This window comes from Nitrosovibrio sp. Nv6 (assembly GCF_900110495.1).
Lineage (GTDB): Bacteria > Pseudomonadota > Gammaproteobacteria > Burkholderiales > Nitrosomonadaceae > Nitrosospira.
In genome coordinates this window covers 193,551-207,273 of the sequence record NZ_FODX01000002.1, presented here as the reverse complement: position 1 = coordinate 207,273, position 13,723 = coordinate 193,551, and the positions used below count along the sequence as shown (strand labels likewise).

Genomic DNA, 13,723 nt, shown 5'->3' with positions numbered 1-13,723 from the left:
TTTAATAAAACGGCAGGTAAGGCAGTACATGCAGTGCGGATAAAAATGCACTGCCGTTTCAGAGTAGAATTACGAATCGATTGTCACAGTGGACAGCCCATGCGCGTATCAGGTTTTTTTATTTCCACTCTCAAGGAAGCCCCCGCTGAAGCGGAATTGATAAGCCACAAGCTGATGTTGCGCGCAGGTCTCATCAAGCGTCTCGGAAGCGGACTTTATACGTGGATGCCGCTGGGCTTGAAAATCTTGCGGAAGGTAGAGAGTGTTGTGCGAGAGGAAATGAACGCATGCGGTGCAGCGGAGCTCCTGATGCCCGCTGTTCAGCCCGCCGAATTATGGCGGGAAACCGGACGCTGGGACGTATTCGGTCCGCAGATGTTAAAAATCAGGGATAGGCATCAGCGCGATTTCTGCTTTGGTCCGACGCACGAGGAGGTCATCACCGACATAGCGCGGCGGGAGATTAAAAGTTATCGTCAATTGCCGTTAACCTTTTACCAGATTCAAACCAAGTTCCGCGACGAAATTCGGCCGCGCTTCGGCGTCATGCGCGCCCGCGAATTCGTGATGAAAGATGCTTATTCATTCCACGCCGGCCAGGATAGCCTGGAGAAAACCTATTGGGCAATGCACGGCGCCTATGATCGGGTATTCACCCGCCTGGGATTGAGATTTCGCGCAGTGGCTGCGGATACGGGACCGATGGGAGGCAGCGGTTCGCATGAGTTTCATGTCCTGGCGGATTCAGGCGAAGACGCCATCGCTTTCTGCCCGGATTCGAATTACGCGGCCAACGTTGAAATGGCCGAATCACTCCAACCGGGGGGGGGGCGCAAGAAGGCGGGCGATCCAATGCGGAAAGTCGAAACAATAGCCACAAGGACCTGCGAAGCGGTTGCCGCGGCCCTGGGTATTCCGATCGAGCAAACCGTGAAAACCCTTGCGGTAATGGCAAATGGCGAAATGTACCTGTTGCTGCTACGAGGGGATCACCATCTCAATGAAACAAAGGTCCGAAAGATTCCTTTCCTTCCGGATTTCCGGTTAGCGAACGAAGAAGAAATACGCGCGAAAACCGGGTGTCCTCCAGGGTATATCGGGCCCGTCGGCTTGTCTCTTCCCGTTATTGCCGACCGCACCGTAGCGGTAATGAGCGATTTCGTTTGTGGCGCGAATGAAGAGGATTACCACCTTGTCAACGTCAATTTTAGCCGCGATGTGAAAGAACCGGATCATATTTTCGATGTCCGTGATGTGGTTCCCGGCGATCCATCGCCGGACGGCCGGGGAAAGCTGGATATTTGCCGAGGCATAGAGGTGGGGCATATTTTCCAGTTGCGCACCAAGTATTCGGAGGCGATGAAAGCCACCTATCTCGATGAAGCCGGTCAGACCCGGCCGATGGAAATGGGGTGCTACGGCATCGGCGTGTCACGCATCGTGGCAGCAGCTATCGAGCAGAACCATGACGAGCGGGGTATTATTTTCCCCACGGCAATGGCGCCGTTCCAGGTCGTTATCATTCCTATCGGACTGAAGAAAAATGCACAGGTCAGGACCGAAGCGGAGAGGCTTTATGCGGAACTGGTGGACGCCGGTATCGAAGTTCTGCTTGATGACCGTGACGATCGGCCGGGTGTCATGTTTGCCGACATGGAACTGATCGGCATTCCTCATCGTATTGTTATCGGCGATCGAAGCCTGAAGGAAGGAAAAATCGAGTATCGCGGACGGAGGGACGAACAATCGCAGATGGTGCCTTTCCTACCCCGAAATATTCCTGATTTTATAAGAGGAAAAATATCCGAAGGCATAGCTGGAGGATGATGTGATGACGTTGTTACTCCTCACACTCGCTTCGTATCGGCTCAATTGTAATCTTCCACCAGTATGCCCGCAGCGATGAGGTAATGAAAGAAGCTGCTATCGCGGGAGTTTACCGGTCTTTTCGTTGACTCTTGCCGGAAGGTTTGTTCTCCGGTTTTACTGGATTTTCCCGCATGAATTCCTCCAGACTCTCACGAGAAATTATTCCCACCTTATAAACCGCCGGTTTGCCAGCAGGGTCGAACAAATATGTTGTGGGCAGCATTGATACCGGGCCGATTTGCGCAGCGATCTTCCTGTCGCCAAAAACAATGGGATAGGTGATAGACAACTTGTTAACGTATTTCAGCACGGTTTTCGGGTCGCGGTAATCCATTGCTACGCCAATCACCATTACGTCCTTTCGACTCTCATAAAGCGATACCAGGTCGGGAATTTCCTTCAGGCAAGGTGGACACCAGGTGGCCCAGAAATTTATCAGCACCCACTTGCCCTTGTAATCGGACAGGGTAAGTTTCTTTCCCGTATGATCCGTAAAAGTAAAGCCTATGGCATGCGCACCGGATGACAGCGACAACAATAGGCATAACAAAATGGGGAAACCGTACCGCATCATATTTTTCAAACAACTCCTTACGTGCATTCTATGCCAGGGCATCGGGTGGCTGCGGTGACGCAAGGAGTTGCGACAGTGGCACATTCATTTTCTCATCCATGCCGGCAGTAATATTGTCCAGCAGGCGCTCCAGCTTTTCGTCGTCCGCTGCGGCGGCGCGCGCTGTCTCGGGCCGGAATGTAAACAGGCGGTAAATATCGGCAACCAGGATTTTATCGGGATCAAGTATCAGAACCCATCCTCCAGCCTTCACCTGCCGAACAAGGTTGGTCTGGGTCATAAGCTCCAGTATCGGCTCCAGCTCTTCCAGACTCAGCGTGAGCCGCTGCTGCAGGCTGGAATAGGTTTCAACCTTGCCCGACCTCAACGCTTCTCCCAGCACTTGCAATAAACGCAATGCATCAAGAAACTGCTTTCCCCGCGCTGTCGGGTCGCGCCGCCACTCTCTGAAACGCCAGCTCGAAAGTGAAGCGGCAATCACGGCACCCAGCAACACCATCAGCCATGAGAGATAAATCCACATCAGGAAAATGGGAATAGCGGCAAATGTGCCGTATACCGCCTGATAGGTGGGAAATCGAGTAATATAAACCGCGAATCCCTGCTTCATTATCTCAAATCCTACCGCTGCGGTCACGCCGCCGGCAATTGCATGACGCCATGAGACCGGTCGATTAGGCACGATAAGATATGGAATCGAAAAGGCAATGCTTGTCAGGAATAGCGGCGCCAGTCGCAGGAGCGCGATATCAATCCCTGGAATGTCCCGGGTCACGCCCATTGACACGCCGATCAGCCAGGAAGTGAGCGAGAGGCTCGCGCCAATCAAAAGCGGACCGATGGTCAGGACTGCCCAGTATATCAACAGGCGATGCAAGAGCGGGCGCAGCCGGGAAACGAGCCAAATGGCATTCAGCGCCTTGTCGATAGTCAACATCAGCGCAAGTGCGGTCACGCCCAGAAAAGCCGTGCCGATGGCGGTGAGTTTCACCGCGTTTTCAGCAAACTGCTGCATGTATACCGCAATGACCTTGTTCGCCGCTTCCGGCACCATTGTATTCAGAATAAACAGTTTTATCTGGGTTGAATATTCGGTAAATGCAGGAAACGCCGCCACCACAGATAATCCGATTGTAATTAATGGCACCAGTGAAAGCAGCGTGGTAAAGGTAAGGCTGGCGGCAACACCGGTGCAATTATGCTGAAAGAAGCGGACAAAGACATAGCGCATGAAATCCAGCGGTCGCGAGAATTTCATGCGCTGTGAGACCAGTTGACAGGATCGATAAAAAAACTCAACGCACCCCCGTGCTTTCAAACAGGACGACTTTCGCTATCTGCTCGACAAGCGTGTCCCGGACCCTGAAACGATTCCTAAACCTGCGGATGCGCCCGTTCCAACTTGCTGTGCAGCTTGTTGAGCGCACTGAGATACGCTTTTGCAGAGGCTACCACGATGTCGGTATCCGCGCCGCTGCCATTGACAATGCGTCCCGATTTTTGCAATCGGACCGTAACCTCACCTTGCGAATCGGTACCACTTGTGATGGCGTTAACCGAAAACAATTGCAATTCAGCGCCGCTGCCCAATATCTTCTCAATGGCGCGAAAAGTGGCGTCTACCGGTCCGCTGCCGTCTGACTCGGCGCGAGATTCCTTGCCTTCTTCGCCTATTACTATGGAAGCATGCGGTGTTTCGCCGGTTTCGCTATGAGCCGTCAATGACAGAAGCTTGTAGTGTTCGTACAAGGTCATGGCGTCATCCGAAACCAGCGCATGCAGATCTTCGTCGAAGATGTCATGCTTCTTGTCCGCCAATTCCTTGAACCGCATGAATGTCGCGTTAAGCACTTCTTCTGATTTCAATTCGATGCCGAGTTCCGCGAGACGGCTGCGAAAGGCATTGCGTCCGGAGTGCTTGCCGAGTAATAACTTGTTTGCGCCCCAGCCGACATCCTCGGCACGCATGATTTCGTACGTCTCGCGGTGCTTGAGCACTCCGTCCTGGTGTATACCTGATTCATGAGCGAACGCGTTGGCGCCGACAATAGCCTTGTTCGGCTGTACCGGAAAACCGGTAATACCGGACACGAGTTTGCTCGCTGGTACGATATGAACGGCGTCTATCCGCGTATCACAGGGGAAGAAATCCTGACGAGTGCGCACCGCCATGACGATTTCCTCCAGCGCGGCATTACCTGCTCGCTCTCCCAGTCCGTTTACGGTACATTCCACCTGGCGCGCTCCGTGCATCACCGCTGACAACGAATTAGCGACGGCCAACCCCAGATCGTTATGGCAATGCACTGAAAACACGGCCTTGTCCGAATTAGGCACGCGATTGCGCAGCGTCTGAATGAGATTTCCAAATTGTTCGGGCATCGTATAGCCAACAGTGTCAGGAATATTCAGGGTTGTAGCGCCGGCATTAATGACAGCCTCCAGCACTCGGCAGAGGAACGTGATGTCGGAGCGGCCCGCATCTTCCGGTGAAAATTCCACATCGTCTGTATACTGGCGTGCCCATTGCACGGCTTTTACCGCCTGTTCCACCACCTGATCTGCGGACATGCGCAATTTCTTCTCCATGTGAATGGGTGAAGTGGCAATAAAAGTGTGAATACGTGCGGAACCTGCTCCTCGCAAAGCTTCGCCAGCGCGCCTGATATCGGCTTCCGTCGCGCGCGCAAGGCCACACACAATGCTGTCCTTGATTGTATCGGCCACCGCTTTCACCGCTTCGAAGTCGCCGTTGGACGCGGCCGGAAAGCCGGCTTCGATAACATCCACCCGCATGCGCTCCAGTTGGCGGGCGATGCGTACTTTCTCCTCCCTGGTCATTGATGCGCCGGGACTTTGCTCACCATCACGCAAGGTGGTGTCAAAAATAATCAAATGATCTTTCAATGGTTTCTCCGTTTCCGAAAGGATAATCGAACTGTAGTACAGAATCCAGGAACAGATTCCGTTGGGGACAAACTTGAGGGGATTGTGGTAGTTTAGCGCGCGAAGCGCAGCAGCGGTCTTGCGAGAAGCCGCGGGCGATGCAGAAAGCGGAGTGGAAGGCAGTTTATTTGCTTCATGTCGGAAATATAAAGGGTTTCCTGAATCCTTGCAATAGCGATATTGGATGCTATATTGAAACCAAACGGGCAAACCTCATCACGAACGCTTCCTGAAAAGATTTCCATGCATACACGCATGGATAACGGCTTGACTCGTCCTGCGGATAGCCAGCATCAGTTATCAGTTTTCCCGGTTGACGTTTGTTCACCGCCGCGGGCAGATAGAATTAAATCACCTGCATGAAAGGACGTGCAGATATAAAGAATAAGAGCCTGGGTAAAATACGCGAGCTAAATAACGGGGAAAAAAGTGCATTTTCCCGGCAGGCCAGGAGACACATCTATCAGGAAGAGAAATGGATCAGTCCAGGTTGGCCGAATCGCTTGGCCAGCCTGGGCCGATAAGAGAATTGAATACGATTATTATCAGAAAGCGATCTGATACTGCAGTACAAACTGATTTCTATTCGAAACCTTGAATCCGCCGGAATTGAACACTGGTCTGTTTTGAAAATCGAAGGTAACCTTGCTGTTGTGCCCTTTTATCAGCCAATTCACGCCAGCGCTGAATACGTTCATCTGATCACGCAGGCGATCGAAATTTGCGCTCGTAAAAGAAAAATAAGGCATCAGTTGACCGTTATTTCCGCCGAGTAATTGCTTCGCCATCAAATATCCTATTTGTCCATACCAGATATCGCCTGTGCCGAACATCGGAAAAGCGTTGCCACCCCCGATGAAGGCGGCGGAGCTTCCGTTAGTGGGATTCACGCCGTTGCCATTGGCGCGAAGATAATTTGGACCATAATTGGTATTGAAATAGCCTAGATAAGCGGAAATAGCTGTTTCCTTCACCTTGTCCACTGGCGCATCGAGGTAACCCGCTACCGACCACAAATTCATGTCATGAAAGTCGGCAGTTGCCTCCGAAGCGCCTGTCCATGTCGCATTTTTTTGCGTGATGAAGCCCGCTTCAAGATTCAATATGCTTTTCTTGCCCAGGTAGGTTCCCTGCATGTAAGGGTTGGTCATCGGTTCCTTATCCCAGAAATTCCACATGAAAAATCCCTGATATTGTTTTCTGTGGCCGGTTCTCGCAAATTGGGCGTTCGCTAACGAGATGGGTTCCGGCGCGAGCCCGGAAGTGTTGATGGGAAAACTATCGCTCGCGCTAACGCGATAATTGAGGTTGCCGATCTGCCCCCTCAGATAGAGGCTTAATTTTCTGTTGAATATGTCGGTGCGGTCCGCGGTGGCTTGAGCGAACAATGGGACATCCATGGTCATGATTGTGCTAACGCTCGGGCTGCTGAAGCGGGAAAGGCCATTGGCCATGACGAGACCGCCCCCCACAATCATTTGATGGCCCTGCGTCAGCCGTAATTCACCAAAGGCGTCATGAAAGAAGGATTGAAGTTTTCTGTTATCCGCATTCTGGCTCAGAAAATTGAAATTATTCATACCGTACTGGGTATAAAAATATACTCGATCGGTGAGCTGACCCTGCAACACAAAGCGGGTTCTGCGCAGGCTGATATCAGTCGTATCATCCACAGGTTCGCCTAATACGCTCGATCCGGGGTTGTTCTGTTCATACCGTAGCCAGGCCTGATTCAAAAAACCAAACTTGACGTACTGGCTTCCGTCGGGATTCAGATTGAATTTGAACGGGTCTTTTTCCTTCCAGTTTGCGTAGCCAAATCCCCCTTTCGGCTTTTCGGGACCCACTGCCTGTGATTTTTCTACAGAATTTGGTACATCGCGCAAAAGCGCGCCGCCCTCGTCTTTTCCAGTGCCCGACGCAACGGCGTCGCCCCGGCGTTCGTTGGCTGCCGGTTTTTTCGGCTTATCCGCAACTTTTTCGAAGGAGCCCATGCGTACCCTGCCTTCTCCAGGCTCCGAGTAAATCTGTTTGGTTTTAGTATCGACATAAAGGTCGATGGTATAAGACTGCGAGGATGCGTCCCCGGACTCTGGAGACGAAGATTCCTCGGCATACAAAGGAGTTGAAAGTAAACAACCGGACAACAATATCAGAGAAAGATCACGTTTCATTAAGGCTCCGTTTTTCGAGGTCGATCCATGCGATTTGGCTATTCTGGAATTATTAGAATTAGTTATTATGAATATTTGGAGAAAGAGGGAAATCCCTTGTACCTTCAAGGAAAAAATAGCACGACGTATGTAAATAAAATGTGAAAAAAAAGTTATAAAAAATGAAGAATTCATAAAGAAAATGTCAAAACAAAGTGAAATATTCGTGAAGCGGTATGCATATCCACTATGACAAAAGGGTCTTGAGCGAGCTGTGCGCATCCTGAGTGGAAAATATGGGCCCGCACCGCGGCTAAAGTTGCTGGGAGTAAACTTGGCTCTGCCATCCGGACAACGGGGCTGAGGGGGTGAGGGGGCGAGGTTTACCGTAGCGGAGTTCTGAGCAGGTTGCGCGCGATGCGCGTCACCTCGGAAACCGGACAATAGTCAGAGGGTGAATGCGACGAGGATTGGGTTGGGGTTGACGGCAATGTGGAATCCGCAACACCGGTATGTCGATTTTGCCGCAGTTCCGCTTGGAGGTGCTGCGACGATTGCAACGCGAACGGGCAATGTGTGTCGGGTGGTGTGAGTGCGTTAAGATGAGAGGTGACTACAATAGCGACTTCACTCAGCGCATCTCGGCTATGTATTAACCGCCCCCGGCGCCTCCTGCCGAAATGTTGGTATCCACATCCCGATTCGGCCCACATGAATCGGGCGCGAATAGCAATCCGATAACCTTGCGGAAGAAGCCTTCCTGATCAGGAATTGGTTGCCTGCATGTACCCGATTCCCGGCTTGCGGATGATGAGCCAGTTTGATCAGGGGCACCCTGGCTTGGGGAAGAGCTGCCATCTTCGGGCGCCGTCGCTTTTTGACCTGCCGTATCGTTTCCTTGCCCGGGTTGGGCTCCTGCAGCAGAACCGGGGCGCGCCGGCATCGAGCCGGTATCCTTTCCGGCATTGTCGCCCTGTACGGGGGAGGCGGCTGCTATCCCGAAAAATATCGTGCAGGCAAGTATCCAGGATCGGGCGATGCCGCCTTTCATAACGGAAACGTGGCTCACGATAAGTCGTAGTCCAAACACTCCGAATGGCGAAAAATAGTCATTACCGGACTGAAAATCAGCCTCCAGCGCCCCCCGCCGAAATATTGTCGTCCACATCCCGGTTGGGTCCGGACGAGTCGGGACCCGTCAGGACTCTTATGACCTGGCAAAGAAAATCCTCCTGGTCTGCAATAGACTGGGGGCACCAGCCAGACCGTTTTCCTGCGGACCAACCCGTTGGAGAACCATCCTGTCCGGACGAGGCCGGTACTGTTGCTGAACCCGGCTGACCCGTCTGTCCAGGCACCGCTGCCTGACCTTGTTCCTGCGCGGCGGTCTGTGCATGGCATACGCCTGCAATGCCAAAAATGATGACGTTGACAAGAAAAACAGATGTGGCCGTAAAGTTTCTCAGAGTGAAATCATGCGTCATTACGTGTTCTTCCTCAATCCAATGAAATAGCCTTTACGCTATTCTGCTGGAGCAACGTCCCCGAGTCGAGATGCTGACCGAAATCCCATTGCCGGCCGAAATTGCAATATCGGAATTGAATCCGTCCGTAGCTGATACACAATTTCACTCCTTAGTCTTTATGCGGCAGAACCCGAAAAATCCGGGTTGACCACGCGCCGCTTGTTTTGACGGATTCCGGCAAAGCCTATCAGGATCAGCCCCGCTAGCAGCATGGCATAAGTTTCGGGTTCCGGAACAGCCGCCGCAAATGCCGGTTCGGTGAGTGAAATATCTCCGTTGTCAAGCGCCCCAACCTTGAGCGCATCGCTATGAGGAATCAGCGGACCCAGGATTGGATCCAGGATTGGATTCAGGATACTTGTTCCCGATTCCCCACTGTGGTCAACGAATCCCGGCACGTCAGTAAGCACAATTCGTCCATTGAGCTCCTGAACTTCACGCGAGTTGCCTTCCGGGAACAACGACTCGAAGGCGTCAATCTGGCCTCCGGATAGATACAGGGGGCTAGCCAACTGGACCCAACTTACGTTCTCCGAAAATGGAGGGGTGGTGAGGGAACCGGAATAGCGGAAAGAGCCCAGGTAATCTGGCAGAAGCGTGTTCAAATTGAAATGATCGATGTGTAGTGTTTCGTCGGTAGTCTGCGGTAAATCCGAGAAAATGGGATCGAGCGATTTATTATTGAAAAGGCCTTGCCTGATCCCTCGGCTGACCACAAGGAGATCGTTGGCGGAATCGGCGAATACGAGGTGCATTTCCATGGGCGTTCCCCGACTATTTATCAAGTGCTCTGAAGGTGTATGAAAGTGAAACTGAGCGAGATTCCATTCATGGCCGGAAAGTAGCAGAGATCCTGCCCCGGCGTTGACATTGGCTCTGATGGTGCTTTCGTGATCCGGAGAGCCGTTATTGATCACCGCCAGCGAGGTGTCGGAGTCCAGGTCGAATTTCAGCGGCGCCAGTTTTCCGTAGTATGTATTATCCGAGCGAATGTCAATGGGGCTTTGCGACTCCATTAACTCCAGGTTCTCCTCCAGGGTATTTGCATTAGAAGCAGACAATCCGCTCAGAAAAAGGGCTGAAATGAGCAGGGCTTGTCGCGATAGTCCGAGTGATGATATTTTCATGAAAAAGGCCTCACAAATAAAATGTTTTAGAAGGTGATAATTACATTACGATGGCTTAAGGAATTCACATACGTCCTCTATTCAGCTCAGCAACTGCTGAACTGGCAAAACAGGGCTGATCAGTACGCGCGACAAGAATCGTACCGCAGCCTTCCGCTTCTACAATGGCGATGCGAGGAGTGCAACCCGCGAACGTCCAATGCCGAGGCTCATTTGCCATAATTCAGTTGCCAATTGAATTGCCAACCGAGTGTCAGCCAAGTTGCAACTGCGCGACGGATAGGGCATTGCGGGAGCGGTCCATTGTCAGGCTTGCAGCCTGCATTGGATCTTGTTGGAGGTGTCTAAAACATAACACGCGTTGTGTGAAAAAAATGTTCGGTAAGTGTCAAGAATTTGTTAGGCCTCTTCCATGCGACGAAAACTCCCGGGACGAGTATTTGAACGATGAACTAGAATGAATCAGCCCAGGCGTGCTCGGAGCTAGTCCGCGCCACGCTTGGGGTGGAACGTGGGGAACCGGCAACGGCGTTTTAAAAGGTTAGGGGAGCCCGCTATCGCTTCGCGGGTAAACCCAATGCTCGTCAAGAACTGAATATAACGTCATCTCTTCCCGCCTGGCGCTTACGGTAAATGAAACCTATCAGAGCCAGTCCGGCTAGCAGCATGACATAGGTCTCAGGTTCGGGAACGGCTGTCACGAACCCAGGTACATCGGTCAGTATAATTCTGTCATTGAGATCCTGAATCTCGCGCGCGTCCCCTTCGGGAAAAAGCGAACTGAACGCATTAATTTGCTCCTCCGACATATACAGCGGTTCGGCCAGATCGACCCAGCTTACGCCCTCTGAAAACGGTGGGGTGGTCAGTGAACCCGAGTAGCGGAAAGATTGCAGGTTATCTGGCACGAGGGTGTTCAGGTCGAAGTGATCGACATGAAGTGTTTCTGTAGTAGTCTGCGGTATATGTGAGAAAATCGGGCCAAGCGCGCTGTTAAAGCTGCCTTCCTTGACCCATCGGCTGACCACAAGGAGATTGTCGGCAACATCGCTGAATACCAGGTGCATTTCCATCGGGCTCGCTTTACCATTCAGTAAATGCTCCGAGGGCGTATGGAAATGGAACTGAGCCAAATCCCACTCATGCCCGGAAAGCGTCAGCGATCCCGCACCAGCATTGACATTGGCTCTGACGGCTGTTTTTTCGACGCCGGGCGAGCCGTTATTGATTACCGTTAGCGGAGTGTCGGTGCTCAGAGCAAATTGCAGTGCCGGCAACGTTCCGAAATAGGTATTGTCCGAGCGAATGTCGATGGGGCTTTGAGACTCCATCGTGTCCGCATGCGCAGCGGGTAAGCCAAACAGGAAAAGGGCTGAAATGAACAGGCTTCGCTGCAATAATCCCGATAATGATGCTTTCATATAAGAGACCTCACAAGGTTATGACAAATGTTTTAGATAGCGATGTGTTGAAAAATAACATGCGCCGTGTGAAAAAGCTGTCCTCTAAATGTCAAGAATTTGTCAACCCTGCGGGGTATGGAGTGAAGTCGACCACTGCATCGCCGGTAAAGCCGCCTACAAGCTATTGTGTATCAGAGCCGATTCTCCGGGCCCAGATATCATGCACGGTGACTCCGTGTCGCAGTGATGGCCGAAGCGCGATGGAGTTGATAGAGACGAGGGAGGCTCGGGAAGGGCCGAATGGCAGCCCCTTCATCAGCAGAGACCAAGTGACATTGCTACTGGGGCTTTTCTACGCAATGAAGTGGGGTACTTTCCAAATCTTTTTCACCCGCCGCCGCTGAAGCAGCAGGGGTAGTGCCAGCACGAGGTCTTGTGACCCTTGCATCCAGGCAACGGCACCAATGTTTACACGAGGGGTTGTTGCGAGAGGAGTTGTTACGAGAGTGGCGGATTCTCTATTCCGGATTGTGCCAGCAGCCATCCGGCCCGATCAGGGAATCCGCTGCGGGAGGTCCCCAACTGCCCCTTTCATAAGGTAGGGCGGGGGGATATGTCTTGAGGACAGGATCCAGGGCCGCCCAAGAGGCTTCGATCGCATCTTTTCGCGTGAAGAGCGTTCCATCTCCAACCATGGCGTCATGTAAAAGGCGCTCATAGGGCGATTCGCGTCCGAAGTGTTCTTCGACCAGGCAGAGTTCGCGCTGGACACCGACAAACTCTTTTCCCGCCCGCTTGACGCGGGCTGCGATAGCAACGGCTGAGACCGGAGAAAGCCGGAAGCGCAAATAGTTGGCGCGGCAAGCTTCTTCGGGCGAGTCGTCAAAAAGTCGTTGCGGCGGCGGTTTTAACTGGACAATAACTTCCGCGGCTGTCCTGGCGAGAGATTTGCCCGAGCGTAAATACCACGGCACCCCTTCCCAACGCCAGGAGTCAATAAAAAGGCGCAGAGCGCAGAATGTCTCGACATCTGAGTCTTTCGCCACACCTTCCTCCTCGCGGTAGCCCACATACTGCCCACGCACCAGGTCAGCCGGCGCCAAGGGACGCATGGCCTGGAGAATATTGACTTTCTCGCTTTGAACGGAGCCTAGTCCCTTGTAGGCAGGCGGTTCCATCGCAAGCAGTGCGACGACCTGCAGAAGGTGGTTCTGAACTACGTCACGAAGACAGCCTGCGGATTCGTAAAATCCACCGCGTCCCTCTATGCCAAAATCCTCCGCCAGCGTGATTTGAACGCTGGCCACATAGTTTCGGTTCCAGATCGGTTCAAGAAGCGAATTGGCGAACCGGAAATATAAAATATTCATGATCGCCTCCTTCCCGAGGAAGTGGTCGATACGGAAAATCGATTCCTCCGGAAATACAGACTGTGCGATCCGGTTAAGCTCACGTGCTGAGGCGAGGTCACGTCCGAACGGCTTCTCAACAATGACACGTGCATTGCTTGCCAAATCCATGGCGCCGAGCCCCCTTATGACATTTCCAAAAAGAAAAGGTGGAATGGCAAGGTAATAAGCAGGGCGTTTTGCATCCTCCAGAACCTCCTTGAGTGCTTTGAATGTGTCCAGATTATTGTAATCGCCGCGAACATATCGAAACAGGGAAAGAAGATGGCTAAGCGCGTTTTCATCATCGACTTTTCCCGACTTGCTTACGGCCTGGGTAACCCTGTCACGAAGTTGCTCGATGCTCCATGGTGTGGAGGCGACGCCGACCAACGGCACATTGAGAGCCTCTTTCTTTACCATGGCGTATAGTGCCGGGAAAATCTTCTTATAGGCCAGGTCACCCGTCACGCCGAACAGCACCAGCGCATCGGATGGCGCCGCATCATTGTTGATCTTGCGCATATCAGCATCCTCCCTTTTGTAATGACGCCAAATCGTTTGCCGTTTAAACAGCGCCAACGGTATCGATTCAACTGAATTCAGTTGTCAGCGATGCGCACTACGTATGCAGATACGTATGCAAAAGGCCAGCCAGAATTTCGTCGCATCGACAATATGAAATTGCCCCTGTCCGTGATCAGACACGAAAATCAGGGGAACCCAAACCATTCTCA

Annotated in this window: 10 protein-coding genes; 1 reads left to right on the top strand and 9 read right to left on the bottom strand. The window is 52.3% G+C overall.

The window, feature by feature from the left end; translation table 11 throughout:
* The first annotated feature begins 99 nt into the window (after window positions 1-99).
* On the top strand, window positions 100-1,827 hold the full coding sequence (locus tag BMX66_RS07645) for a proline--tRNA ligase (RefSeq protein ID WP_090881065.1): 1,728 nt from the start codon (window positions 100-102) through the stop codon (window positions 1,825-1,827).
* A gap of 109 nt (window positions 1,828-1,936) precedes the next feature.
* Here the strand turns inward: BMX66_RS07645 and BMX66_RS07640 are convergent, their stop codons facing one another.
* The 9 genes from BMX66_RS07640 to zwf form a co-directional block, all read right to left on the bottom strand.
* Window positions 1,937-2,443: a TlpA family protein disulfide reductase gene (locus BMX66_RS07640; protein WP_255398875.1), complete on the bottom strand. Its 507-nt coding sequence runs from the start codon at window positions 2,441-2,443 to the stop codon at window positions 1,937-1,939.
* A gap of 28 nt (window positions 2,444-2,471) precedes the next feature.
* Complete coding sequence (locus BMX66_RS07635) at window positions 2,472-3,701, bottom strand: YihY family inner membrane protein (RefSeq protein ID WP_090880436.1); 1,230 nt, start codon at window positions 3,699-3,701, stop codon at window positions 2,472-2,474.
* 116 nt (window positions 3,702-3,817) lie between these two features.
* A complete protein-coding gene (locus tag BMX66_RS07630; protein WP_090880433.1) occupies window positions 3,818-5,350 on the bottom strand; it encodes a 2-isopropylmalate synthase in 1,533 nt (510 codons plus the stop codon).
* 584 nt (window positions 5,351-5,934) lie between these two features.
* Complete coding sequence (locus BMX66_RS07620) at window positions 5,935-7,563, bottom strand: hypothetical protein (protein WP_090880426.1); 1,629 nt, start codon at window positions 7,561-7,563, stop codon at window positions 5,935-5,937.
* 631 nt (window positions 7,564-8,194) lie between these two features.
* Complete coding sequence (locus BMX66_RS07615; RefSeq protein WP_143058217.1) at window positions 8,195-8,710, bottom strand: hypothetical protein; 516 nt, start codon at window positions 8,708-8,710, stop codon at window positions 8,195-8,197.
* The gene (locus tag BMX66_RS07610; RefSeq protein ID WP_090880420.1) at window positions 8,670-9,026 is read right to left on the bottom strand and encodes a hypothetical protein; all 357 of its coding nucleotides are present in this window, start codon (window positions 9,024-9,026) and stop codon (window positions 8,670-8,672) included. The genes BMX66_RS07615 and BMX66_RS07610 overlap by 41 nt, the downstream gene beginning before the upstream one ends.
* A 158-nt stretch (window positions 9,027-9,184) precedes the next feature.
* Window positions 9,185-10,195 (bottom strand): carbonic anhydrase family protein, encoded by a 1,011-nt coding sequence (locus BMX66_RS07605; RefSeq protein ID WP_090880416.1) that lies wholly within the window; start codon window positions 10,193-10,195, stop codon window positions 9,185-9,187.
* A gap of 584 nt (window positions 10,196-10,779) precedes the next feature.
* Entirely contained in the window at window positions 10,780-11,616 is an 837-nt protein-coding gene (locus tag BMX66_RS07600; RefSeq protein WP_090880413.1) for a carbonic anhydrase, read from the bottom strand.
* Window positions 11,617-12,116: 500 nt separating this feature from the next.
* Complete coding sequence (gene zwf / locus BMX66_RS07595) at window positions 12,117-13,511, bottom strand: glucose-6-phosphate dehydrogenase (protein ID WP_090880408.1); 1,395 nt, start codon at window positions 13,509-13,511, stop codon at window positions 12,117-12,119.
* Window positions 13,512-13,723: the final 212 nt, after the last annotated feature.

Coding starts and splice junctions, on each gene's coding strand:
- zwf (WP_090880408.1), bottom strand. CDS start 13,511: ATGCGCAAGATCAACAATGATGCGGCGCCATCCGATGCGCTGGTGCTG.
- BMX66_RS07645 (WP_090881065.1), top strand. CDS start 100: ATGCGCGTATCAGGTTTTTTTATTTCCACTCTCAAGGAAGCCCCCGCT.
- BMX66_RS07600 (WP_090880413.1), bottom strand. CDS start 11,616: ATGAAAGCATCATTATCGGGATTATTGCAGCGAAGCCTGTTCATTTCA.
- BMX66_RS07640 (WP_255398875.1), bottom strand. CDS start 2,443: ATGATGCGGTACGGTTTCCCCATTTTGTTATGCCTATTGTTGTCGCTG.
- BMX66_RS07635 (WP_090880436.1), bottom strand. CDS start 3,701: ATGAAATTCTCGCGACCGCTGGATTTCATGCGCTATGTCTTTGTCCGC.
- BMX66_RS07620 (WP_090880426.1), bottom strand. CDS start 7,563: ATGAAACGTGATCTTTCTCTGATATTGTTGTCCGGTTGTTTACTTTCA.
- BMX66_RS07605 (WP_090880416.1), bottom strand. CDS start 10,195: ATGAAAATATCATCACTCGGACTATCGCGACAAGCCCTGCTCATTTCA.
- BMX66_RS07615 (WP_143058217.1), bottom strand. CDS start 8,710: ATGTGGACGACAATATTTCGGCGGGGGGCGCTGGAGGCTGATTTTCAG.
- BMX66_RS07610 (WP_090880420.1), bottom strand. CDS start 9,026: ATGACGCATGATTTCACTCTGAGAAACTTTACGGCCACATCTGTTTTT.